Below are 22,530 nucleotides of genomic sequence, written 5' to 3'. Positions count from 1 at the left end.
GAAGCGCTATGAACTTCAAGATCAGTGGACACCACCTTGACATCACGCCGCCGTTGCGTGAGTACGTGGAAACGAAGCTGGAGCGAATCGTCAGGCATTTCGATCAGGTCATTGGCGTTAGCGTGCTGCTCTCTGTCGACAATCACAAGGAAAAGGACAGGCGGCAATATGCGGAAATCAATCTACATCTCAGGGGCAAGGACATCTTCGTTGAAGCGCATCATGAAGACCTGTATGCAGCGATCGACGCACTAGTCGACAAGCTGGACCGTCAGGTACTGCGCTACAAGGACCGCGTGCAAGGCCACGACCGCGAAGCGGTCAAGTACCAGATGGCCGCAGCGCAGATGCAGCAATGAGCGTGCCCGGTGGCCCCGCAGAGGGCCGCTGAATCAAAACTGAACAGGCAAGCCGCGCGTAGCGCGGCTTTTTTGCGCCTGCGGCGCTGTGGCGCCTGCGCAAAGGGCCTGTCACCCGTTTGAGACGGAGTGTTCGCAACGGCCGCGGCAGGGTGTATGCTGCGCCATACATGCAGGGCCGCATCCTGCCCGCGCCCGGTTAAGGTGCGGACGCCAACCGGGCGGCGCTGCGCTGCACAATCACAGGGAGGCTGCTGCTCTATAATGGCCGGACGCCTCGGCGTTGCCGGCGACCGGCAGCCCCTGAGCCACACACTGCCCGGCGGAACGGCGGAACCGCCCGCTAACTGAACTCCTGCGCATCGCCCATGAATCGTTTGGCCAAATTGCTGCCACCCGGCAACATCACCCTCGACGTCAGCGTCACCAGCAAGAAGCGTGTGTTCGAGCAGGCCGGGCTCCTCTTCGAGAACAACCATGGCGTGGCGCGCGCCACCGTGACGGACAACCTGTTTGCGCGCGAGTCACTGGGCTCCACCGGACTTGGCGCCGGCGTGGCGATCCCTCACGGCCGCATCAAGGGGCTCAAGCAGCCGCTGGCCGCCTTCATGCGCCTGGCCGAACCGATTCCGTTCGAATCGCCCGACGGCAAGCCGGTATCGCTGCTGATTTTCCTGCTGGTGCCGGAACAGGCCACGCAGCAGCACCTGGAAATCCTGTCCGAGATCGCGCAGCTGCTGTCGGATCGCGACATGCGCGAAGGACTGGCGACGTTGCCCACTTCCGAAGCCGTGCACCAGTTGCTGACCGAATGGCATCCCTGATTCACCGATTGACCTGAACGGGCCGGCACAGACCGGACAGGCACAGCGCCTGGCACACCGCCCCACACGTCATACCCGCATGGAACTCACCGGCGTCACCTCCCAGTCCATCTTCGACGACAACGCAGCCGACCTCAAACTCTCATGGGTCGCCGGCCTGGAAGGTGCGGACCGCGCCTTCGACGTGGAATTCGCCCGCGAAGCCACCTCGGCCGCGGACCTGGTGGGCCACCTGAACCTGATCCACCCCAACCGCATCCAGGTGCTCGGCAAGCCCGAGATCACCTACTACCAGCGGCTGGACGACGATATCCGCAAGCGCCAGATGGGCGAGCTGATCCTGCTGGAGCCGCCTTTCCTGGTGGTGGCCGACGGCATGGAGCCGCCGCCGGACCTGGAGCTGCGCTGTACGCGCTCTTCCACGCCGCTGTTCACCACGCCGGTGTCGTCGGCCGCGGTGATCGACCACCTGCGGCTGTACCTGTCGCGCATTTCCGCGCCGCGCGTGACCATGCACGGAGTGTTCCTCGACATCCTCGGCATGGGCGTGCTGATCATGGGCGAATCGGGCCTGGGCAAGAGCGAACTGGGCCTGGAACTGATTTCGCGCGGCCACGGCCTGGTGGCTGACGACGCGGTCGACTTCGTGCGGCTGGGGCCGGACTTCATCGAGGGGCGTTGCCCGCCGCTGCTGCAGAACCTGCTCGAAGTGCGCGGCCTTGGCCTGCTCGACATCAAGACCATCTTCGGCGAGACCGCGGTGCGGCGGAAGATGAAGATCAAGCTGGTGGTGCAGCTGGTGCGCCGCAACGACGGCGAGTTCGAGCGCCTGCCGCTCGATTCGCAATACCTCGACGTGCTGGGCCTGCCGATCCACATGGTCAAGATCCAGGTGGCGGCCGGCCGCAACCTCGCCGTGCTGGTCGAGGCCGCCGTGCGCAACACCATACTGCGCCTGCGCGGCATCGACACGCTGCGCGATTTCATGGACCGCCAGCGCGCCGCGATGCAGGCCGATGCGGTCTCGCGCGGCCAGGGCCGCCTGCTCTGAGCGGGCTGATTGCCCGCGCACGCGTTTTCAATTGCTTACAACGGCGGCCTCCCCCGCCGTCAACGCCGACGTCCGGTCTGCCGTTTTGTGCTGTAATGGGCATCGAGCCCATTCCAAGGCCGCCACGAGCCCCTGACACCGTGCGGCCGTGATGTTTTCCACACCAAGGAGAGCGAGCATGAAGAAACTGATCGCGATGTGCGCGCTGGTCACCCCGCTGCTGGCATCCGTGGCCTTCGCCCAGTCGGCGTCGGCACCGGCCGCCCCGGCAAAGGACGCCGCCAAGGCGCCCACCGCGCAGCAGGAAAAGATGAAGACCTGCAATACGCAGGCCGGCGACAAGAAGGGCGACGAGCGCAAGGCGTTTATGAAGCAATGCCTGTCGGCCAAGCCGGACGCCACGCCCAAGACCCAGCAGGAAAAGATGGCTGCCTGCAGCAAGGAAGGCAAGGGCAAGAAGGGCGACGAATACAAGGCGTACATGAAGGAGTGCCTGTCGAAGTCGGCCTGAAGCAGGTCTTCTTCCGAAGCAAACCACGGCAATGGCGGACCGCAAGGTTCGCCATCGTTGTTTCCGGGTCCGCAGTCATCCCCCTGTCATGACGCGGCCATCACGTGATGCTATGCTTCAGTTGCTATGCGCATCATCCTCATCACCGGCATTTCCGGTTCCGGCAAGTCCGTCGCACTGAACGTCCTCGAAGATGCGGGGTACTACTGCGTGGACAACCTGCCGGCGCAGTTCATCCCGGAACTGGCCCGCTACCTTTCCAGCCAGGGCTATACGCACCTGGGCATTGCCACCGACATCCGCAGCCGCGAGTCGCTCGACCAGTTGCCCGATACGGTGCGCACGCTCGCCGGCGAGCACCAGGTCGAGGTGCTGTTCCTGACGGCCAGCACGGACGCGCTGGTGCAACGCTACTCCGAGACGCGCCGGCGCCATCCGCTGTCGATCCGCACCGATGGTGGCGTGGCAAGCCCCGGCGGCGAGCCCGCCTTCAACGACACCGCGCTGATGGAAGCGATCGAGATGGAGCGCGAGCTGCTGAGCCCGCTGGCCGAGGCCGCGCACCGCATCGATACCAGCAATGTGCGCACCAATACGCTGCGCAGCTGGATCAAGGAGCTGATCCGCAACGACAGCGAGCGCCTGACGCTGCTGTTCGAATCCTTCGGCTTCAAGCACGGCGTGCCCAGCGACGCCGACATGGTGTTCGACGTGCGCTCGCTGCCCAACCCCTATTACGACCTGGCGCTGCGCCCGCTGACGGGGCGCGACACGCCGGTGATCGATTTCCTGCAGGCGCAGCCGATGGTGCTGGCGATGGCCGAGGATATCCGCGCCTATGTGGAAAAGTGGCTGCCAAGCTTCATCGCCGACAACCGCAGCTACCTGACCGTCGCCATCGGCTGTACCGGCGGGCAGCATCGCTCGGTCTATATTGCGGAAAGGCTCGCCAACTATTTCCGCGCGCATGGTAATGTGCTGGTGAGACACCGAGAGCTCGCGCCGGCGGGCTGACGCCAAGCGCGCGTGCCTGGGGGCACTGGCGGCGTACGGTCCGGCGGCGCGCCGTTGCTGCATTCTGGCATCCCACTGCATCCCCTTATGCACGCTGGCACCGCATGTCTTCCACCGACCTCTACCGCCCCACCTCGTCCGCCGGGTCCGACCCCGAGCCGCAGACGCTAGACAACCTCCCGCTGTTCCCGCTGCACACCGTGCTCTTTCCCGGTGGCCGGCTGCCGTTGCGCGTGTTCGAGGCGCGCTACGTCGACATGGTGCGCAACTGCCTGCGCGACGGCACGCCGTTCGGCGCCTGCCTGATCGAGAGCGGCGAAGAAGTGGCGCGGCCAGGCAAGGCGACCGTGCCGGAGTCCGTGGGCTGCCTGGCCGAAATCGTCGATTGCAACATGGAGCAGCTGGGCGTGCTGCTGATCCGCGCGCGCGGGCGCGAGCGTTTCCAGATCATCAGCCACGAGACCCGCGACGACGGCCTGCTGGTGGCGCGTGCGCAGGTGCTGCCCGCCGACATCATCGACTGCAAGCTCGAGCTGCTGGGCGAATGCCTGGACGCGCTGCGCCGCATCGTGACGCGGCTGCATGCCGAGCAGCCCGACCGGATGCCGTTCGACGAGCCTTACCTGTGGGACGATCCCAGCTGGGTCGCCAACCGGCTGTGCGAACTGCTGCCGGTGCCGCTGAAGGCCAAGCAGATGCTGATGGCGCTGCCTGACGCGGGCATGCGCATCGAGATCGTGCACCGCTACATGCGGCAGAACCACATCGTCTGAGCGGCGCCGCGGCCGGCTTCAGAACAGGCCGCCGCGGGCCTGGTCTTCCAGCAGCCTGCGCACCGGCGCGGGCGTGCCCAGCGCATCGAGATCGTCGAGCGAGAGCCAGCGCTGTGCCGCTTCCGTGGCGCTGTCCTGCGCCATCAGCTCACCTGACCCCACATCGACGCGAATCGCGCGGATCAACAGGCGGAAGTGCGTGAAGACGTGGGTCAGTTCGCCCGCCATCGCGGCGCGCACGGGTGCGCCATAGGCGCGGGCGTAGTCGAGCGCGGCGGCTTCGGCGGCTTCCGTATCGAAGGGCACGGTGTCGACCGGCATCTCGGGCAGGCTCCACAGGCCGCCCCAGATGCCGCTGCCGGGGCGCAGCCGCAACAGCACTTCACGCTCGCGCCGCACCATCAGCATCACCGTGCTGCGCTCGGGGATCGCGGCGCGCGGCTTTGGCGTGGGCAGCACGCCGGTCAACCCTTCGCGGCGCGCCACGCAGTCGGCGGACAGCGGGCACGCGCCGGCATCGGCCAGGCATGCCGGCTTGCCGCGCGAGCAAACCGTCGCGCCGAGGTCCATCAGCCCTTGCGTATAGGCGACCATGTCTTCGGCCTGGCGCGTGCCCGCTGCGGGCAGCGCGATCTCGGCCAGCTGCCACATGCGCGTTTCCACCGCGCGCTCGCCCGGGTGGCCATGGATGCCGAAGCAGCGCGCAAACACGCGCTTGACGTTGCCGTCGAGAATCGGCGAGCGTACGCCGGCGCTGAAGGCAGCGATCGCCGCCGCGGTCGAGCGGCCGATGCCGGGCAGCGTCGCCAGTACCGCGGGATCGGTCGGGAAAACGCCGCCGTGCTCGCTGACCACCTGCATGGCGCAGCGGTGCAGGTTGCGCGCGCGCGAGTAGTAGCCAAGGCCGGCCCAAAGGGCCATCACCTGGTCCGCGGGCGCGGCGGCCAGTGCCTGCACCGTCGGCAATGTAGCGACAAAGCGCTGGAAATACTCGATCACCGCGCTGACCTGGGTCTGCTGCAGCATGATTTCCGACAGCCAGATGCGGTAGGCGTCGCGCGTGTTCTGCCACGGCAGGTCGTGCCGGCCGTGGCAGCGTTGCCAGTTGACGACCCGTGCGCCGAAATCGGGGGGCACCTGGATGTCGTCGGGGATGGGTGCGGTGGCTCGGGGGGCGGACTTGCGGGGCATGGGGTACGGCTTGTGGTGTGGGGCTGGTGTTGGGCCAGCAGCGTGCGAACGTGTCAAAAAAAGCGCCGCTGTACGCGGCGCTACATGATATACCGGCCCTGAAATACGCCTACCGCCAGCCGCTTCCCGTCACGCCACCGCCAGGCTCGCCTGCTCCGCCACGCCCGCCGGCCGCAGCAGGCGTTGCGCAAACCCCTCGATCTTGCCGCTGCGCTCATCCAGCCCGTTCAGCACCTCCTCGAGCTCCGCGATACGGCTTTCCAGCGTATCGGTCGCTTCGTGGATGCGCTCGATCGAATCGACGCGCCGGCGCAACTGCTTCTGGTGCTCGCGCACCTGCGCCTCGAGCGGCGTCATCACCGATTTGAGCCACACCTCGATATCGCGATTCAGGTCGCGGAAGTTCTCCAGCACGCGGCTGGCCATGGTGCTGAATGCGTTCTGCACCAGTTGCGGCCGCGAGCGCGTCAGCATGCTGACCGTGCCGAAGTGCGCATGCACCAGCCGCAGCGTTTCCTGCAGCTCGGCCACGTAGCGCTCGGCGGTGAACTGCATCGGCGTGGGCAGCGTGAAGCCATGCTCGGCATTGAAGCGCCGGTACATGCTTTCGATCAGCTGGTGCAACTGCCCGATCTTGTTGTCGGCATCGGTCACCAGCGCGGTGAGCTGGGCGAACAGCGCATCCATGTCCTCGCGCAGGCCGCGCGAGAAGAAGCGCTCCTTCATCTGCTCGCGCGCGGTCCGCATGGTCCGGCGCACGTCGCGCAGCTGCAGGCTCTTGATGATGTCGGCGCTGTGGCGGCCGAACACCAGCCGCAGAGCCTGGAACTTGCTGATGCTCTGCTCGAACTCTTCCTTCTCGCCCTGCACGCGCATCAGCATGTGCTTGACCATCGCGTGGTTCTTGCCGCGCAGCCCGCGCAGCTCGAACAGTTGCTCGACGATATCGCGGCGGCGGCTCTGCAGCAGCTGCTGCGCGGCCCGCGCCATGTCCTGCGCCTGGCGGTGGACCTGATCGGAGACGATGTCGCGCCGCCGCGGGATCAGCTGGTCGGACAGCACATGCTCGAACTCCGGCAAGCCGCTGCGCGCCAGCAGCGCGTCGTCGTGCGTGACCTTTGCCACCAGGCCCTTCTGTGCCGACACGGGATAGACACGCGCCTGCTCGATGCCCAGCACCTGCGCCGTGCTCGAGACCTGCCGCCCGATCTCGCCGGCGATCTCGGCCGGCTGGCGCAGCGGGTCCCACAGCCCGTCGATCTTGTTGAGCACGGCCAGGCAGCCGCGCCGGTGGCCGGCGTCCACGTGGGTGCGCCACAGTTCCAGGTCGCTCTTGGTCACGCCGGCATCGGCGGCCAGCACGAACACCACCACGTGCGCGTCAGGGATCAGGCGCAGCGTCAGCTCGGGCTCGGTGCCGATCGCGTTCAGCCCCGGCGTGTCCAGGATGACCAGCCCCTGGCGCAGCAGCGGATGCGGGAAATTGATCACCGCATGGCGCCAGCGGGATATCTCGACCATGCCCTCGGCATCGACCGCGTAGGCGGCGTCGGGGTCGCTCTCATGGTAGAGGCCCAGCGCCTCGGCTTGCTGCGGCGGCACGCGCACGGTCTGGACCACGTGCTGGAAGGCTTCGAGCATGCCCTCGGGCGAGGACGGATCCAGCGGCACCGTATGCCAGTGTGCCGACGGGCCGGCCTCGAGAAAATCCGCGGTCGAAGCGTCCTGGAGCCTGGTCTCGATCGGCAGCAGCCGGATGCAAGGCGGCTCGGCCTCGTCGTAGCGCAGCTCGGTCGGGCACATCGTGGTGCGGCCCGCCGACGACGGCAGGATGCGGCGCCCGTAGTCGGCGAAGAAGATCGCATTGATCAGTTCGCTCTTGCCGCGCGAGAACTCCGCAATGAAGGCGACCTTGAGCCGGTCGCTGCGCAGCACGTTCTGGATGCGCTGCACGCGGTCGTCGGCCTGCGCGTCGTACAGGTCGTGCTGCTGCAGCCACGACTGGAATTCGGCCAGGGACTGGAGGACCCCCGTTCTCCAGGCGCCGTATTGTTCGAATTGGTGGGCGAGCGTTGTCATGGAGCTGTTCGGCTGACTCGGTTTTTGCCTCGGGGCCGCCGCCGGCGGAGGCGTGCCCGTGTTCCCGCACTGCCGGCCCGCCGCGACCCGGGCGAGCCAATCTGTTCCATTTTTGTAACTTTTTATAACTGCGCACACGATACAGGTTTCCACGGCGGTTTTGTGGAATTCGCGTCCCTTGTGAATGGCGTGCGGGCAGAGTGTTGCGCCGAGCCATCGACAATCGCCGCCGGCGCGCATTGTGCGCCACACGGCGCATCGTAATGGCGGCCACCGGTCAGTGCCGGCTCAGTGCTGGTTCAGTGCTGGCAGTTGGGGCAGTAGAAGGTGGAACGCTGGCCCTGCACGATCTGGCGCACGGGCGTGGCGCAGACCCGGCACGGCTGGCCGGCCCGGTCGTAGACAAAGCAATCGAGCTGGAAGTAGCCGCTGGCGCCGTCGCTGCCGACGAAATCGCGCAGCGTGCTGCCGCCGCGCTCGATCGCCTGCGCCAGGGTCTCGCGCACGGCCTGCGCCAGCCGGTCGCAACGCGCACGGCTGAGGCGGCCAGCCGGCGTGGTCGGGCGGATGCCGGCGCGGAACAGGCTTTCCGAAGCGTAGATGTTGCCGACCCCGACGACGATGCCGCCGGCCAGCAACACCGTCTTGATGGCGGCACTGCGGCCGCGCGTGTGGCGGTGCAGCCAGGCGCCGTCGAAGGCAGCATCGAAGGGCTCGATGCCGAGCGTGCGCAGCAGCGGGTGGGATGGCAGTTCGTGCTCGGGCAGCGTGGTCCACAGCACCGCGCCGAAGCGGCGCGGATCGCGAAAGCGCAGCACCAGCCGGCCCCCGGCGCCCTCCGCCGCCACTACACCCTCTGCACCAACGGCCAGCACCATGTCCAGGTGGTCGTGGGCGCCGGGTGGCGGCGCCTGCGGCAACACCCTGAGCGTGCCGGTCATGCCGAGATGCACCAGCAGCCAGCCGGCCGGTTCGGCGGGATCGTCGCTGACACACTCGAGCAGCAGGTATTTGCCGCGGCGTTCGATCCGGCGCACCACGCGCTGCGCCAGGCGGGCTTCGAGGTCCGGCTCGACCGGCCAGCGCAACCCGCGGTGGCGCACCGTCACCGCTTCAATGCGCCGTCCCACCACATGCGGCAGCAAGCCGCGCCGGGTCACTTCGACCTCGGGCAATTCAGGCATCGAACCTCTCCGTTGGTTAGCGCTCCAAACTCCTGCCGGCCTTGCTGGCCATGGGCCGGCGCGCCAAGCAGCGCATTGTAGCGGCAGGCTACAATGCCTTTATCCATTCCTTCGCCAGCGCGCGCCCGGAGCACTCGATACATGTCGGACCTGAAGTTGGACCTGACGCCGGACCTGATGCCGGACGCCACATTGCAAGCCTCCCAGTGCGGCATCCCCGTGCACGAGGGCGCATTTTCGCGCACGGCGGGCGCCGCGGGAGCCTTTGCCAGAACCCGCCGCCACGCACGTGCGCTGGGCGCCGCGGCACTGCTCGCGCTGGCCGGCGCCGCGCATGCGGCACCTCCGGCCGGCGACGTGCCGCTGCCGCAGCTTGCGCAGATGCCGCAGCTTGCGCAGATGCAGATCGCCGCCTCCGATGACGCGCGCCCCGCCAGCAGCACCGCCAAGCCGGCACGCAGCCCGCTGCCGTCGCTGGAACTGACCGACGACATCGTCTATATGGTGCTGGCGGCCGAGATTTCCATGCAGCGCGGCCTGGTCGGGCCGGCCTACCGCACCTACCTCGAACTGGCGCGGCAGACCCGCGACCCGCGCTTCGCGCAGCGCGCCACCGAGATCGCCTTCAACGCGCGCATCCCGCAGCAGGCGTTGGATGCGGCCCGGCTGTGGCGTGAAATCTCGCCCAATTCGCCCGCCGCCGCGCAGGTCCTGTCGACGCTGCTGGTGCTGAACGGACGCTGGGACGATGCCCGCCCGCTGCTGCAGCAGCAGCTCGCCGCCGTACCCGCCAGCCACCGCGGCGACGCCATCCTGCAGATGCAGCAGCAGCTGTCGCGCACCAGCGATCCCGCCGGCGCGGCCACGTTGCTGCAGGAACTGACGCGCAACGATACGAAACTGCCGGAAACCCACCTGGCGCTGGCGCGCGCGCGCGAAATCGCCGGCGACGTGCCGGGCGCGATCGCCGCGCTGGACCAGGCACTGAAGCTGCGCCCGGGCTTTGAGGCCGCCGCGCTGATGGCCGCCGAGCTGCGCGCCGAAAAGGAGCCCGACGAAGCCGTCGCCATCCTGAAGCGCTTCCTTGACAAGTCGCCCGAATCGGTCAACGGCCATATCACGCTGGCGCGCCTGTACCTGCTGCGCAACGACATGCAGGCGGCACGGCAGGAGTTCGAGACCTTGCGCAAGGTGGCGCCCGCCGATCCGCGCGTGCCACTGGCGCTGGGGCTTACGAGCCTGCAGGCCAAGAACTACAGCGAAGCCGAGCAATACCTGCAGGAGTATCTGCAGCTGGTCGAGAAGCAACCCACGGCCAATCCCGACATCGCCTACCAGTACCTGGCGCAGATTGCCGAAGAACGTAAGGACTATGCCGGCGCGATCCAGTGGCTGGACCGCATCGAGGACATCCGCCTGGCGCCCGCGGCCACCGCCAAGCGCGCGCAGCTGCTGGCACGCCTGGGCAAGCTCGACGATGCGCAGGCACTGTTCGGCGAGATGCTTGCCGATGCCGAGGAAATCCCCGACCCGGGCCAGCGCGCGCAGCGCGTCATGGCGATCCGCCAGGCCGAGGTGGCCACGCTGATGGAGACCAAGGCTTACGACCGAGCACGCAAGCTGCTCGACGACCGCGTCGCCGCCGAGCCCGACAACGCCGACTGGATCTACGAGCTGGCCATGCTCGACGAGCGCCAGAAGCGCTACGACAGCATGGAAAAGGGCCTGCGCCGCGTGATCGCGCTGCAGCCGCAGCAGAAGCAGGGCTACAACGCGCTCGGCTACTCGCTCGCCGACCGCAACGAACGCCTGCCCGAAGCGCGCAGCCTGCTGGAACGCGCCTCCGAGCTGGGCCCGGACGATCCCTACATCATGGACAGCCTGGCCTGGGTCAAATTCCGCATGGGCGAGCTGCGCCCCGCAGCGGACCTGCTGCGCAACGCCTACTCCAAGGCGCCCGAGGCCGAGATCGGCGCGCACCTGGGCGAGGTGCTGTGGCAGCTCGGCGAGCACGAGGAAGCGCGCAAGACCTGGACCGAGGCCATGCGCATCGATCCCGAGAACGAAACCCTGGTCGATACGCTGCGCAGGTACAAGTTCGACGTGCAGCTGGCCAAGTAACCAACCTCCTGATCCCGTGCCCCCGCTTGCCGCGCGCTTGCGTTGCCAGGCGCGGCACGGGATTTCCGTCAGTCCGGCGGCCGCCGCCGCGCGCCGCCGCTCCACGACCATGCCCATGAATCGAACCAGACGCCTGGCACTGCTTTGCCTGGGCGCCCCATTGCTGCTGCAGGCGTGCGCCAGCGTGGCACCGTCGCGCGGCTTCGATGCCGGCGAATCCAGCGCAAGCCGGCAATACACCGGCCGCTTCTCGGCCAACTACCAGCGCTACGGCCGCGACGAAGGCGTGACCGGCAGCTTCCGCTGGGAAGAGCAAGGCCGCAACGTGCGGCTCGACCTGGTCTCGCCGCTGGGCCAGACGCTGGCAGTGGTCACCGCCACGCCGTCCGGCGCCACGCTGGACCTGCCCAACCAGCCGCCGCGCAACGCGCCCGAGGTCGACACGCTGATGGAAGACGCGCTCGGCTTCGCGCTGCCGGTGGCCGGCATGCGCGACTGGCTGCATGGCCGCGCCGCGCAGGGATCGCCCGCGCGCGCCACGCGCGACGAGCAGGGGCGCCTGTCGACGCTGGCGCAGAACGGCTGGACCGTGCGCTACGTCGCGTGGCAGGACACGCAGCCCGCAAGCACCGCCGCGGCGCTGCCGCGCCGCATCGACCTCGCGCGCGACTCCGGCAGCAATCCGCTGTCGGTGCGGCTCGTCATCGATCCCCAGACGCCATGACCCCTGACCGGACCCCGGCACTGCCGCCACCCGAACTGCGCGACTGTCCCGCGCCCGCGAAACTCAACCTGTTCCTGCACGTGACCGGGCGCCGCGCCGACGGCTACCACACGCTGCAGACCGTGTTCCAGCTGGTCGACTGGAGCGACACGCTGCATTTCCGCCGGCGCGACGATGGCATCGTGGCGCGCATCACCGACGTGCCCGGCGTGCCCGCCGACAGCGACCTGGTCGTGCGCGCCGCGCGCGCGTTGCAGGCTGCCACGGGCACCCCCTTCGGCGCCGACATCGAGATCGACAAGGTGCTGCCGATGGGCGGCGGCATCGGCGGCGGCTCGTCGGATGCCGCGACCACGCTGCTGGCGCTGAACCACCTCTGGGGCCTGGGCCTGTCGCGCGAGGAGCTGATGCGCATCGGCCTGGCGCTGGGTGCGGACGTGCCGGTGTTTGTGTTCGGCCAGAACGCATTCGCCGAGGGCGTGGGCGAGCAGCTGACCGCGGTGGAGCTGCCCGAAAGCTGGTTCGTGGTCATCCATCCGAAACAGCATGTGCCGACGTCTGAAATTTTTTCGGACCAGCGCTTGACAAGGGATACGCCCATCTCCATAATTGCGGTCTTCGCTGCTCGCACAAACAAATTCGATTTCGGTCGCAACGACCTGGAACCGATAGCAACAGCGAAGTTCGGCGAAGTCGCCCGAGCCCTGGAATGGCTGAAGCAATACAATCAGCATGCCAGGATGACCGGATCCGGAGCCTGCGTGTTTGCGCGTTTTCCTGACGCAAAGACAGCGCAGCAGGTTTTGGAAAGGTTGCCTCCCGAATGGGATGGCAGGTGTGTGAGGAGTCTGGCACATCACCCGCTCGCAGCGCTCGCATAGCAAGTTATCGTTCGGCGCGGTACGGTAGTTTGGTACCACGAAGAACGGCCCGGTTGTGTAGGGGAGTCGCCAAGTTGGTCAAGGCACCGGATTTTGATTCCGGCATTCGAAGGTTCGAATCCTTCTTCCCCTGCCATTACTTCCTATAGTGTCCTAACGGAACACGATATCTTCCAAGTCACCGGCTTCGCCGGTGACACCAAGCTCCCCCAGCAGCAAGACAGGTGCCCCGAATGAGCAGCGACGGCTTGATGGTATTTACCGGCAACGCCAACCCCAAACTCGCGGAGGCTGTCGTACAGCACCTCGGCATTCCGCTAGGCAAGGCCCAGGTTGGCCGTTTCTCCGACGGTGAAGTCCAGGTTGAAATCCAGGAAAACGTTCGCGGCAAGCACGTCATCGTGCTGCAGTCCACCTGCGCGCCGACCAACGACAACCTGATGGAACTGATGGTGATGGTCGACGCGCTCAAGCGCGCCTCGGCACGCAGCATCACCGCCGCCATGCCCTACTTCGGCTATGCCCGCCAGGACCGCCGCCCGCGTTCGGCGCGCGTGGCAATCTCGGCCAAGGTCGTGGCCAACATGCTGGAAGTCGCCGGCGTCGAGCGCGTGCTGACGATGGACCTGCATGCCGACCAGATCCAGGGCTTCTTCGATATCCCCGTGGACAACATCTACGCATCGCCGGTACTGCTGGGCGACCTGCGCGAGAAGAACTATGGCGACCTGCTGGTGGTCTCGCCTGACGTCGGCGGCGTGGTCCGTGCGCGTGCGCTGGCCAAGGAACTGAACTGCGACCTGGCGATCATCGACAAGCGCCGTCCCAAGGCCAACGTGGCCGAGGTGATGAACATCATCGGTGAAGTCGAAGGCCGCAACTGCGTCATCATGGATGACATGATCGACACCGGCGGCACGCTGTGCAAGGCCGCCCAGGTGTTGAAGGAACGTGGCGCGCTGAAGGTGTTTGCGTACTGTACGCACCCGGTGCTGTCCGGCGGCGCCGCTGCCCGCATCGCCGATTCGTCGCTGGACGAAGTGGTGGTGTGCGACACCATCCCGCTGTCGGAAGAAGCGGCCAAGTGCGGCAAGATCCGCCAGCTCTCGACCGCCCCGCTGCTGGCCGAGACCTTTACCCGCATCGTCAAGGGCGACTCGATCATGTCGCTGTTTGCGGGTTCCTGATAGAATTTAATGCTTTGCTGCGTTGGCAGCCGTTTTGCGGCGGCCAGCGTGACTTGATCGGCGCTGATTCTGTTTTTCACGCCGCAACGAGGCTGTCTGGTCGCGGACGGCCTTCTTTACTTTTGGAGTCATCATGAAAGTTGTCGCTTTCGAGCGTAGCGTACAGGGTACGGGTGCGAGCCGCCGCCTGCGCAATTCGGGCAAGACCCCCGGCATCATCTACGGCGGCGCCGCCGAGCCGAAGATGATCGAACTGGATCACAACGCGCTGTGGCACGCCCTGAAGAAGGAAGCGTTCCACTCGTCGATCCTGGACCTGGAAGTCGCTGGCAAGTCGGAAAAGGCCCTGCTGCGCGCATTCCAGATGCACCCGTTCAAGCCGCTGGTGCTGCACGTCGATTTCCAGCGCGTGTCGGCCAACGACAAGATCCACGTCAAGGTGCCCCTGCACTTCATGAACCAGGAAACCGCTCCTGGCGTGAAGCTGGGCCACGGCCTGGTCAACCACATCGTCAACGACCTGGAAGTATCGTGCCTGCCGGCCGACCTGCCCGAGTTCATCGAAGTGGACGTCGGCGCGATGGAACTGGGCCAGACCCTGCACCTGGCCGACCTGAAGCTGCCGAAGGGCGTGACCGTCATCACCCACGGTGACGAGAACCCCGCCATCGCCAGCATCTCGCTGCCGGCTGGCGCCGCTTCGGCCGCCGAAGGCGCTGCCGAGGGCGAAGGCGAAACGCCGGCTGCCTGAGCTGCTGCTGCAGCGGGCGCGGCTTCCGGGCCGCGCCACTGAGAAAACCGCCGCCCTTCGCGGCGGTTTTTTTTCGACCCCGCCGAACCGGCACCTGGCTGGATTTTCGGTATCCTTGGCGCCTGTGGCGCAGTCCTGCGCGCCAACGACTCAGTCAATCGCATGATCAAGCTCATCGTCGGCCTCGGCAATCCCGGTGCGGAATACGAGGCCACCCGGCACAACGCCGGCTTCTGGCTGGTGGACCAGCTTGCCCGCATGGGCGGCGCCACGCTGCGCGTGGAAGGCCGCTTTCACGGGCTGGCCGCGCGCGCGCGGCTGTGGGACCAGGACATCTGGCTGCTCAAGCCCTCGACCTTCATGAACCGCTCGGGGCTGGCCGTGGTCTCGCTGGCACGCTTCTACAAGATCCTGCCCGACGAGATCGTCGTCGCCCATGACGAGATGGACCTGCCGTCCGGCACCGTCAAGCTCAAGCGTGGCGGCGGCGCGGGCGGCCACAATGGCCTCAAGGACATCTCGGCCCACCTGACCACGCAAGACTACTGGCGGCTGCGCATCGGCGTTGGCCATCCGCGCAATGCGCCTGGCGGCGCCGGCGCTGGCCGCGAGGACGTAGTCAACTTCGTGCTCAAGCCGCCGCGCAAAGAGGAGCAGGAGGCGATCGAGGCGGCCATCGACCGCAGCATCGATCCGCTGGGGCTGCTGGCGCGCGGCGATGCCGAACGCGCGATGGCGCAGCTGCACACCACTCGCTGAAGGTGGGCAGCGCAGGCACATTCCTGCGACATCCATGTGACACGGGCCGCACACGCGGCCCGTTTGTCGTTGGCGCGCTGCAACTCTTATGTTGCAGACAAGCTGTCATCAAACTTCCATGGGCAGTCCCTACATTGCGGGGTTTCCACCGCGCCGGCATCATATCGTAGCCGGCGCGCATGACAAACCCGCAAGAGAGGAAAGCCCATGTCGTACCTGACCGATGAAGCGCGCGCCGCCGGCCGTGCTGCCAAGCCTGACGTTGACGTGCCCGGCCAGCGGCTGGAAGACATCGTTGCGGCCAACCCGGCCCGCCGCCGCGTGCTGCGCGGCGGCGTGGGCCTGTCGCTGTTCTCCGCCTTCGGCAGCGGCCTGCTGGCCGCCTGCGGTGGTGGCGACGATCCTGCGCCGGCGCCCGCACCTGCCCCCGCTCCGGCGCCGGCCCCCGGTCCGGCACCTGGCGCGGTCACGCCGAGCTATGAGGTCACCTTCGAGCCGGTCGCCAAGTCGACCGCCGACGCGGTGGTCGTGCCGAACGGCTACAGCGTCGACGTGCTATTTTCCGCCGGCGACCCGGTCGAGGCCGGCGCCACCGGCTATGCCGGCGCGTTCCAGTCGTCGGCCGAAACCGAGCGCCAGGCCGGCGGCAACCACGACGGCATGCACTTCTTCGCGCTGTCGGGTGTCGATCCGCAGAAGGGCGGCCTGCTCGCCATCAACCACGAACTGCCGGACTACAACATCCTGTTCGCCGGCGGCACCTACAGCGCAGGCACCGCCACGCCGGAGCAGAAGCGCATCGCGCTGTCGGCGGTCGGCATCTCGGTGATCGAGGTCGAACTGGCTGCCAGCGGCAAGTGGCAGGTCAAGCGCGACTCGATCTACAACAAGCGCTACACCGGCAACACGCTGTACCGCGTGGGTGGTCCGGCCGCTCCGGTGGTGGGCCCGACCGTGGTTGGCATGCTGAACAACTGCTCAAGCGGGTACACGCCCTGGGGCACCTACCTGACCTGCGAAGAAAGCACGGACAACTACCTGGATCCGATCCAGGACGAGAAGGGCTACGGCTGGGTCGTCGAGATCGACCCGTACGGCACGCTGGGCGCGCCGGCCAAGCGCACCGCGATGGGCCGCTTCGACCATGAGAACGTTGCCTTCATGACCGACACCGGCAACAACGTGGCCTTCTACATGGGCGACGACGGCACGCCGGGCTGCATCTACAAGTTCATCCCGAGCAAGGCGTTCGACCCCAACGATCGCGCCGCCAACGCCAACCTGCTGGACAGCGGCACGCTGTACGTGGCGAAGTTCAACGCCGACGGCAGCGGGCAGTGGATCGAGCTGACGCAAGGCAAGAACGGCCTGACCGTCGGCGCCTCGGATCCGGGCAACTGGACCCAGTTCGCCACCGCACCGGCACCGACCACGGTCGACTTCGCCACGCAGGCCGACGTGCTGGTCAACACCAAGGCGGCCGCGCGCGTGGCCGGCGGCACGCTGATGGACCGCCCGGAATGGATCACGGTCGGCCTGGACAAGACCGTCTACTGCACGCTGACCAACAACAGCGGCCGCCAGCAAACCGACGCCGCCAACCCGCGCGTGCAGAACCTGCACGGCCACATCGTCCAGTGGAAGGAAGCCGGCGACTCGCCGCTGGCCACCACCTTCACCTGGAGCATCCTGCTGCAGGCCGGCGACCCGTCGCTGGCCACGGACAACCTGAAGGGCAACATCAACGGCGATACCTTCTCGAGCCCGGACGGCCTGCGCGTGGACCCGAAGGGCCGCCTGTGGGTGCAGACCGACTCCAGCACCAGCTCGACCTACACCAACACCTTCGGCAACAACAGCATGTACTACATCTCGCCGACGGGGCAGTCGAAGCGCTTCCTGGTGGGACCGAAGGGTTGCGAGATCACCGGCATCGCCTACACGCCGGACCTGACCACCTGCTTCATCAACATCCAGCACCCGACCGGCCAGTGGCCGGACGCCGCCAAGCCGCCGCGCTCGTCGACCATCGTCGTGCGCCGCACGGATGGCAAGCCGATGGGTGCGTGACCGCGTTGTACCGTGTAGTGTCGTAGTACCGTAGTAACTGGGGAAAAGTTAAGCCCCCGCCACCTTGCGGTGACGGGGGCTTTTTTTACCTCTGAGTGCAGTGCGACTTGGTGCGGCGTGGTGCGAAGCGATGCGGGCCGACGGCCAGCCGATCAGGCAGCGTGCTTGGCCGCGGTCAGCAGCCGGTAGCGCTGCATCAGCACCTCTTGCGACTCCACCCGGTTCGGATCCTTGGGGATGCAGGCGACCGGGCAGACCTGCTGGCATTGCGGCTCGTCGAAGTGTCCTACGCACTCGGTGCACTTGTTGGGGTCGATTTCATAGATCTCGGGCCCCATCGAAATGGCTTCGTTCGGGCACTCGGGTTCACAAACGTCGCAGTTGATGCAGTCGTCGGTGATCATCAGCGCCATGGTGTTTCCTTCCTGCGGACACGCCCGCGCCCGACTGGCCGCGGTCTGACGTGTCTGAAGCCGTATTTTATTCCGGTTTGGCGATTTTCTCTTGCAGCCAGCGCTCCACCGACGGGAACACGAACTTGCTGACATCGCCGCCCAGCACCGCGATCTCGCGCACGAAGGTGCCGGAGATGAACTGGTACTGGTCCGACGGGGTCAGGAACATGGTTTCCACGTCGGGCAGCAGGTAGCGGTTCATGCCCGCCATCTGGAATTCGTACTCGAAGTCGGACACCGCGCGCAGGCCGCGCACTATCACGCGCGCATTGTTCTTGCGCACGAAGTCCTTGAGCAGCCCGGCGAATCCTTCCACGCGGACGTTGGGATAGTGCCCGAGCACTTCGCGGGCAATGCCGATGCGCTCGTCGAGCGAAAAGAACGGGCGCTTGTTGGGGCTGTGCGCCACGCCGACCACCAGTTCGTCGAAGATGTTCGACGCACGGCGGACCAGATCCTCGTGTCCCCGGGTCATTGGATCGAAGGTGCCGGGATAGACCGCGATGACCATACTTCCTCCTTGATCTGCCCGCTGCCGGCCGTTGTGGCCGCCTCGTTCGCCGGCCGGACCGGCGCGGGTGCTGCGTCGCGAGCGTTGTGACAGCGGCGTAGTGTAACCCTAAATGCGCCACTTGGAAGGCGGGCGGCACACCGTTTTGCGGCACTGCACCCAAGAATCCGTTCCGCAATCGGGAAGGTGCCCTTAGCGCATGGCGAAACTGGAGCTTCGCGCAATCCCGGAGCAGGCCGTCAACCGGCGCCGTTGCCGTGCTGTGGGTGCTGGCGGTGCTGCAGCAGATGGAAATGCACCGCGCCGGCGCGCGCATGGCGCACGATCTCAAGCGATGCCGGGACCGGGGCGTCGACGCCGGTCAGCACATGGTCGGTTTCGACATAGACGGCGCCACCGGGCCGCAGCAGCCGCGCGGCATGCTCCAGCGACGGGCCGATCCAGTCCTCGGCAAAGGGCGGGTCCAGGAACACCACGTCGAAGCTGCCGTCGGGCAACTGCGCCGCGACCGTAAAGGCATCGCCCTGCACGACGCGCACCTGGCTGGCATCGAGCCGGTACTGGTTGTCGCGCAGCTGCCTGGCTGCGCGCGGGTTGAATTCCACCAGCGTTACTGCAGCCGCGCCGCGGGAGGCGGCTTCGAAGCCGAGCGCGCCGGAGCCGGCGAACAGGTCCAGGCAGGCTAGCCCCGACAGGTCCTGGCCGAGCCAGTTGAACAGGGTTTCGCGCACGCGGTCGGGCGTCGGACGCAAACCCTGAGCGTCCGGCACCGGCAGCAGCGTACGCTTCCAGCGCCCGCCGATGATGCGGACCTGGGACGGCGCCTGGCGCGGCACCGGGCGCGGAGGGGCTGCGGGAGAACGTCCGCCGGCGGCAGCGGCCGGCGCGGAAGAAGGAGTACGCCCGCCGGGAGCGGGCGAAGGCAATCGGGAACGCGAATTCATCCCGTGATTGTAGAGCCTGCGGGACGGTTCGCCGCAGCCACGCGTGAGGCCGCGCGCATAGGCGGACCCGCGCGTTGAGGCGCCTGCATCACTTCCGCGATGCGGTCGGCGCGCTTCCCACCGGGCCGCCGACGATCACCGTGGCCATGCCGTCCGGGCGCACATGGCGCTGGAAGGCCGCCCTGACCTGCTCGCGGGTGACCTTGCCGACCTGCGCGGTCCAGGTGTCAAGATAGTCCAGCGGCAGTCCGTACCAGCCGATATTGGCAACGTTCGTCAGCAGCTTGCGGTTGTTGTCGATGCGCAGCGGGAAGCCGTTGATCAGGTTGTCCTTGGCCGCGCGCAGTTCCTTGTCGGTCGGCCCTTCCGCGACAAAGCGCGCCAGCACCTGGCGCACCAATGCCAGCGCTTCATCGGTCTGCGCCTTCTTGGTCTGCAGGCTGATGCCGAACGGCCCCGGCTGTTTCGACGGCGCGAAATAGCTGTCGACACCGTAGGTCAGTCCGCGCTTCTCGCGCACCTCGTCGGTCAGGCGCGAACTGAAACCGCCGCCGCCAAGCACGTAGTTGCCCACCAGCAGCGCGAAGTAGTCAGGGTCGCCGCGCGCGATCGACGGCTGGCCGATGGCCACGCTCGATTGCTGCGCCGGATGCGGCAGGCGCTGCTCGCTGGCCGGGATGTTGAGCTTGACCTGCGGCAGCGCCGGGGCGGCACTGCCCTGCGGCAGCCCGCTCGTAAGCCGCTCGGCAAGGGCTTCGGCCTGCTTGCGGTCGATGGCGCCGATCAGCGTCACCACCGCGCGCTGCGCGCCGTAGTTGTCGCGCCAGAATCTGGCGATGTCATCGCGCGTGATCGACTGCACGCTCTCCGGCGTAGCCGCGATGCCGTAGGGATGGTCCGGGTACATGGCCCTGGACAGCGCCTTGTCGGCAATCACCCCCGGCTTGGTGTCGGCCTCGCGGATGGCGGTGATCAGGCGCTGCTTCTCGCGCCCGACCACGGCGTCCGGGTAGGTCGGCGCCTTGATCAGCTGCGCGGCCAGCGCCACCGACTGGTCCAGCTCGAGTTGCGCGGTCAGCGTGCGCAGCCCGATGCCGCCGCGGTCGCCGCCCGCCGCGCCGCCGAAAGCCGCTCCGGTATCGGCAAAGGCGTCGGCAATCTGCGCCTCGTCACGGGCCGGCTGGCCGTCCTGCGCGCCCGCGCCCTTGTCCAGCAGCGCCGCCGTCAGCGTCGCCAGGCCGGCCTTGCCGGGCGGGTCATAGCGGCTGCCGGCATCGAAGTCGATATTGACGTCGAGCATCGGGATCGACGGGCTGTGGACAAAGTACACGCGCGCGCCGGTGGATGCGGTCCAGTGCTCGATCGGGATCGCGGCCTGGGCCAGCTGCGCGGCCAGCAGCATGGCGGCGCCGAGCGCCGCGCCGGCCAGCATGCGCAGCGTGCGGGGCCGCGCATTGAATGAAGTGGCGGACTGGGACATGGTCGTTCCTCAGTGGCGCAGGCCCGACGGGGCCTGGGTCTTGGGCTTGTTCGGATCGATCGGCTGCGGCACCAGCGTGGCCACGGTCAGGTTATCGTCGTTGAAATACTTCGAGGCGACTGCCTGCACCTGCGCCGGCGTGACGGCCTTGATCTTGTCGAGCATACGGTCGATCTGGCGCCACGAGAGATCAGAAATCTCGGATACGCCGATCTCCATGCCTTGCCCGAACACCGAATCGCGCTTGTAGATCTGCCCGGCCACCACCTGCGCCTTGACCCGCTTGAGCTCTTCCGGCGAGACCCCTTCCTTGGCAATGCGCTGGATCTCGGCGCGCAGGGCGCGCTCGATCTCGTCGGTGCTGTGGCCGGCCGCGGGCGTGCCGTCGAGGACGAACAGCGACTCGCCGCGGTTGATGCTGTCGTAGCCGACGTTGACGTCGTCGGCCAGGCGCTGCTCGCGCACCAGTTCGCGCGTCAGGCGGGCATTGTCGTAGCCGTTGAGCACGGCCGCCAGGACTTCCAGCGCGTACGGGTCGACGTCCTTCTCGACATCGCGCAGCCGCGGCACCTTGTATGCCATCACCATGTACGGGTTCTCGGCCGGTGCCTTGACCCAGATGCGCTTGATGCCCTTCTGCTCCGGCTCTTCCTGGTCCTTGCGCAGCGGCAGCGTGCGCGGCTTGAGCTTGCCGTAGTAGCGCTGGGCGAGCGCGCGCACTTCCTCGGCCTTGACGTCGCCGGTGACGATCACCATCGCGTTGTTCGGCACGTACCACTGGCGGTACCAGTCCTTGACGTCCTCGACCCGCATATTGACCAGGTCGTCCATCCAGCCGATCACCGGATGGCGATACGCCGCCGCGGTATAGACGGTGGCGAGCAGTTGCTCATAGACGGTGCCGCGCGACGAGTCGTCGGTGCGCAGGCGGCGCTCTTCCATCACCACCTTCATCTCGCGGTCGAACTCGTCCTTTTTGATGATGAGGTTGGCCATGCGGTCGGCCTCCAGCTCCATCATCTTCGGCAGGTACTGCTTGCCGATCTGCTGGTAGTACATGGTGAAGTCGCGGTTGGTCAGGGCGTTCTCGCGCCCGCCCAGTGCCGCCACCTGCTTGGAGAACTCGCCCACGCCGACCTTGGGCGTGCCCTTGAACATCATGTGCTCGAGCATGTGGGCCACGCCCGTGGTGCCGCTGACCTCGTCGATGCCGCCGACGCGGTACCAGATCTGGTGCGCCACCGTGGGCGCCCGGTGGTCTTCCTTGACGATCAGCCGCAGGCCGTTGGAGAGCCGGTATTCGGTGGTGCCATGCGCGGTGGCGCCGGCGGGCGCGGTCTGCGCGGAAGGCATCGGCGATCCGACCACGCCTTGGGCGCCGGCCGGCAATGACCAGGGGAGCAGGCCGAGCAGCAACGCCGGGACGATGCGCCGCGCCAGGCGCGCGGCGCCGGCTGGAAGTGCTGAGGACGTAGGCTGGGAATGCCGTTGGATGCGTGCTTGGGCACCTTCGGCGCCCGCCGCGGTCAGGACAGCGCAATGGTTCATGCGACCCCGTCTGCTAGAATTTTGCCGATCGATCCGCGCGGGCGGCATGCGCGCGCGGATCAGCCATGTAGCGAACTGATGTAGCGAACTATACGCAATCGCCGGCCGGGACC

Annotated in this window: 21 protein-coding genes and 1 tRNA gene; 14 read left to right on the top strand and 8 right to left on the bottom strand. The window is 67.2% G+C overall.

All coding sequences use genetic code 11. The annotated features are described in order from the left end of the window. Positions 1-8: 8 nt before the first annotated feature. The 6 genes from hpf to E0W60_RS12470 all read left to right on the top strand — a co-directional run bounded on the left by hpf (position 9) and on the right by E0W60_RS12470 (position 4,532). Entirely contained in the window at positions 9-359 is a 351-nt protein-coding gene (hpf, locus tag E0W60_RS12495; RefSeq protein ID WP_029046778.1) for a ribosome hibernation-promoting factor, HPF/YfiA family, read from the top strand. 368 nt (positions 360-727) lie between these two features. Continuing rightward, positions 728-1,183 carry a PTS IIA-like nitrogen regulatory protein PtsN gene (gene ptsN, locus E0W60_RS12490; protein WP_029046777.1) on the top strand — a complete coding sequence of 152 codons (456 nt, stop codon included), beginning with the start codon at positions 728-730 and terminating at the stop codon, positions 1,181-1,183. A 79-nt stretch (positions 1,184-1,262) separates the two neighbouring features. Next, entirely contained in the window at positions 1,263-2,234 is a 972-nt protein-coding gene (hprK, locus tag E0W60_RS12485) for an HPr(Ser) kinase/phosphatase (RefSeq protein ID WP_063236682.1), read from the top strand. A 178-nt stretch (positions 2,235-2,412) separates the two neighbouring features. Beyond that, complete coding sequence (locus E0W60_RS12480; protein ID WP_133093640.1) at positions 2,413-2,745, top strand: PsiF family protein; 333 nt, start codon at positions 2,413-2,415, stop codon at positions 2,743-2,745. Between the two features lie 126 nt (positions 2,746-2,871). After that, a complete protein-coding gene (rapZ, locus tag E0W60_RS12475; protein WP_135704362.1) occupies positions 2,872-3,759 on the top strand; it encodes an RNase adapter RapZ in 888 nt (295 codons plus the stop codon). Positions 3,760-3,863: 104 nt separating this feature from the next. Next, positions 3,864-4,532 (top strand): LON peptidase substrate-binding domain-containing protein, encoded by a 669-nt coding sequence (locus tag E0W60_RS12470; protein WP_133093638.1) that lies wholly within the window; start codon positions 3,864-3,866, stop codon positions 4,530-4,532. Between the two features lie 18 nt (positions 4,533-4,550). On the opposite strand, the gene mutY is transcribed toward E0W60_RS12470, so the two are convergent. The 3 genes from mutY to mutM all read right to left on the bottom strand — a co-directional run bounded on the left by mutY (position 4,551) and on the right by mutM (position 8,986). Then, positions 4,551-5,723 carry an A/G-specific adenine glycosylase gene (mutY, locus tag E0W60_RS12465; protein WP_135704361.1) on the bottom strand — a complete coding sequence of 391 codons (1,173 nt, stop codon included), beginning with the start codon at positions 5,721-5,723 and terminating at the stop codon, positions 4,551-4,553. 129 nt (positions 5,724-5,852) lie between these two features. Further along, a complete protein-coding gene (locus tag E0W60_RS12460) occupies positions 5,853-7,802 on the bottom strand; it encodes a dynamin family protein (RefSeq protein WP_133093636.1) in 1,950 nt (649 codons plus the stop codon). A 299-nt stretch (positions 7,803-8,101) separates the two neighbouring features. Continuing rightward, positions 8,102-8,986: a bifunctional DNA-formamidopyrimidine glycosylase/DNA-(apurinic or apyrimidinic site) lyase gene (gene mutM / locus E0W60_RS12455; protein ID WP_135704359.1), complete on the bottom strand. Its 885-nt coding sequence runs from the start codon at positions 8,984-8,986 to the stop codon at positions 8,102-8,104. 141 nt (positions 8,987-9,127) lie between these two features. Here mutM and E0W60_RS12450 point away from each other — a divergent pair, with 141 nt between their 5' ends. The 8 genes from E0W60_RS12450 to E0W60_RS12415 all read left to right on the top strand — a co-directional run bounded on the left by E0W60_RS12450 (position 9,128) and on the right by E0W60_RS12415 (position 17,479). Then, on the top strand, positions 9,128-11,107 hold the full coding sequence (locus E0W60_RS12450) for a tetratricopeptide repeat protein (RefSeq protein ID WP_135704357.1): 1,980 nt from the start codon (positions 9,128-9,130) through the stop codon (positions 11,105-11,107). A gap of 115 nt (positions 11,108-11,222) precedes the next feature. Beyond that, the gene (gene lolB, locus E0W60_RS12445) at positions 11,223-11,831 is read left to right on the top strand and encodes a lipoprotein insertase outer membrane protein LolB (RefSeq protein ID WP_133093633.1); all 609 of its coding nucleotides are present in this window, start codon (positions 11,223-11,225) and stop codon (positions 11,829-11,831) included. Then, on the top strand, positions 11,828-12,712 hold the full coding sequence (gene ispE, locus E0W60_RS12440) for a 4-(cytidine 5'-diphospho)-2-C-methyl-D-erythritol kinase (protein ID WP_135704355.1): 885 nt from the start codon (positions 11,828-11,830) through the stop codon (positions 12,710-12,712). Before lolB ends, ispE begins: the two co-directional genes overlap by 4 nt. A gap of 59 nt (positions 12,713-12,771) precedes the next feature. Continuing rightward, a tRNA-Gln gene (locus tag E0W60_RS12435) sits at positions 12,772-12,848 on the top strand. 97 nt (positions 12,849-12,945) lie between these two features. After that, positions 12,946-13,899: a ribose-phosphate pyrophosphokinase gene (locus tag E0W60_RS12430; protein ID WP_133093631.1), complete on the top strand. Its 954-nt coding sequence runs from the start codon at positions 12,946-12,948 to the stop codon at positions 13,897-13,899. A 133-nt stretch (positions 13,900-14,032) separates the two neighbouring features. Continuing rightward, the gene (locus E0W60_RS12425; protein WP_133093630.1) at positions 14,033-14,650 is read left to right on the top strand and encodes a 50S ribosomal protein L25/general stress protein Ctc; all 618 of its coding nucleotides are present in this window, start codon (positions 14,033-14,035) and stop codon (positions 14,648-14,650) included. Between the two features lie 162 nt (positions 14,651-14,812). Continuing rightward, the gene (gene pth / locus E0W60_RS12420) at positions 14,813-15,409 is read left to right on the top strand and encodes an aminoacyl-tRNA hydrolase (RefSeq protein WP_135704353.1); all 597 of its coding nucleotides are present in this window, start codon (positions 14,813-14,815) and stop codon (positions 15,407-15,409) included. 207 nt (positions 15,410-15,616) lie between these two features. After that, positions 15,617-17,479, top strand: a complete 1,863-nt coding sequence (locus tag E0W60_RS12415; protein ID WP_135704352.1) for a PhoX family protein — start codon at positions 15,617-15,619, stop codon at positions 17,477-17,479. 152 nt (positions 17,480-17,631) lie between these two features. Here E0W60_RS12415 and E0W60_RS12410 read toward each other — a convergent pair whose 3' ends face one another. The 5 genes from E0W60_RS12410 to E0W60_RS12390 form a co-directional block, all read right to left on the bottom strand. Beyond that, a complete protein-coding gene (locus E0W60_RS12410; RefSeq protein WP_029046762.1) occupies positions 17,632-17,892 on the bottom strand; it encodes a YfhL family 4Fe-4S dicluster ferredoxin in 261 nt (86 codons plus the stop codon). A gap of 67 nt (positions 17,893-17,959) precedes the next feature. Next, positions 17,960-18,445: a pantetheine-phosphate adenylyltransferase gene (gene coaD, locus E0W60_RS12405; RefSeq protein WP_029046761.1), complete on the bottom strand. Its 486-nt coding sequence runs from the start codon at positions 18,443-18,445 to the stop codon at positions 17,960-17,962. Positions 18,446-18,684: 239 nt separating this feature from the next. After that, on the bottom strand, positions 18,685-19,389 hold the full coding sequence (rsmD, locus tag E0W60_RS12400) for a 16S rRNA (guanine(966)-N(2))-methyltransferase RsmD (RefSeq protein ID WP_205751646.1): 705 nt from the start codon (positions 19,387-19,389) through the stop codon (positions 18,685-18,687). 88 nt (positions 19,390-19,477) lie between these two features. Next, positions 19,478-20,869, bottom strand: coding sequence for a M16 family metallopeptidase (locus tag E0W60_RS12395; protein WP_135704350.1), 1,392 nt, complete (start codon positions 20,867-20,869; stop codon positions 19,478-19,480). 9 nt (positions 20,870-20,878) lie between these two features. Then, positions 20,879-22,417 (bottom strand): M16 family metallopeptidase, encoded by a 1,539-nt coding sequence (locus E0W60_RS12390; RefSeq protein WP_135704349.1) that lies wholly within the window; start codon positions 22,415-22,417, stop codon positions 20,879-20,881. Between the last annotated feature and the right edge of the window lie 113 nt (positions 22,418-22,530).

It is taken from the genome of Cupriavidus oxalaticus (genome assembly GCF_004768545.1).
Classification (GTDB): Bacteria; Pseudomonadota; Gammaproteobacteria; order Burkholderiales; family Burkholderiaceae; genus Cupriavidus; species Cupriavidus oxalaticus_A.
Note: the sequence above shows the minus strand (reverse complement) of the source record. Positions and strands in the feature narration are given on the sequence as shown.

Excerpts from the sequence above, each read along its gene's own strand:
- hpf (WP_029046778.1), top strand. The coding sequence starts at position 9 with ATGAACTTCAAGATCAGTGGACACCACCTTGACATCACGCCGCCGTTG.
- ptsN (WP_029046777.1), top strand. The coding sequence starts at position 728 with ATGAATCGTTTGGCCAAATTGCTGCCACCCGGCAACATCACCCTCGAC.
- hprK (WP_063236682.1), top strand. The coding sequence starts at position 1,263 with ATGGAACTCACCGGCGTCACCTCCCAGTCCATCTTCGACGACAACGCA.
- E0W60_RS12480 (WP_133093640.1), top strand. The coding sequence starts at position 2,413 with ATGAAGAAACTGATCGCGATGTGCGCGCTGGTCACCCCGCTGCTGGCA.
- rapZ (WP_135704362.1), top strand. The coding sequence starts at position 2,872 with ATGCGCATCATCCTCATCACCGGCATTTCCGGTTCCGGCAAGTCCGTC.
- E0W60_RS12470 (WP_133093638.1), top strand. The coding sequence starts at position 3,864 with ATGTCTTCCACCGACCTCTACCGCCCCACCTCGTCCGCCGGGTCCGAC.
- mutY (WP_135704361.1), bottom strand. The coding sequence starts at position 5,723 with ATGCCCCGCAAGTCCGCCCCCCGAGCCACCGCACCCATCCCCGACGAC.
- E0W60_RS12460 (WP_133093636.1), bottom strand. The coding sequence starts at position 7,802 with ATGACAACGCTCGCCCACCAATTCGAACAATACGGCGCCTGGAGAACG.
- mutM (WP_135704359.1), bottom strand. The coding sequence starts at position 8,986 with ATGCCTGAATTGCCCGAGGTCGAAGTGACCCGGCGCGGCTTGCTGCCG.
- E0W60_RS12450 (WP_135704357.1), top strand. The coding sequence starts at position 9,128 with ATGTCGGACCTGAAGTTGGACCTGACGCCGGACCTGATGCCGGACGCC.
- lolB (WP_133093633.1), top strand. The coding sequence starts at position 11,223 with ATGAATCGAACCAGACGCCTGGCACTGCTTTGCCTGGGCGCCCCATTG.
- ispE (WP_135704355.1), top strand. The coding sequence starts at position 11,828 with ATGACCCCTGACCGGACCCCGGCACTGCCGCCACCCGAACTGCGCGAC.
- E0W60_RS12430 (WP_133093631.1), top strand. The coding sequence starts at position 12,946 with ATGAGCAGCGACGGCTTGATGGTATTTACCGGCAACGCCAACCCCAAA.
- E0W60_RS12425 (WP_133093630.1), top strand. The coding sequence starts at position 14,033 with ATGAAAGTTGTCGCTTTCGAGCGTAGCGTACAGGGTACGGGTGCGAGC.
- pth (WP_135704353.1), top strand. The coding sequence starts at position 14,813 with ATGATCAAGCTCATCGTCGGCCTCGGCAATCCCGGTGCGGAATACGAG.
- E0W60_RS12415 (WP_135704352.1), top strand. The coding sequence starts at position 15,617 with ATGTCGTACCTGACCGATGAAGCGCGCGCCGCCGGCCGTGCTGCCAAG.
- E0W60_RS12410 (WP_029046762.1), bottom strand. The coding sequence starts at position 17,892 with ATGGCGCTGATGATCACCGACGACTGCATCAACTGCGACGTTTGTGAA.
- coaD (WP_029046761.1), bottom strand. The coding sequence starts at position 18,445 with ATGGTCATCGCGGTCTATCCCGGCACCTTCGATCCAATGACCCGGGGA.
- rsmD (WP_205751646.1), bottom strand. The coding sequence starts at position 19,389 with ATGAATTCGCGTTCCCGATTGCCTTCGCCCGCTCCCGGCGGGCGTACT.
- E0W60_RS12395 (WP_135704350.1), bottom strand. The coding sequence starts at position 20,869 with ATGTCCCAGTCCGCCACTTCATTCAATGCGCGGCCCCGCACGCTGCGC.
- E0W60_RS12390 (WP_135704349.1), bottom strand. The coding sequence starts at position 22,417 with ATGAACCATTGCGCTGTCCTGACCGCGGCGGGCGCCGAAGGTGCCCAA.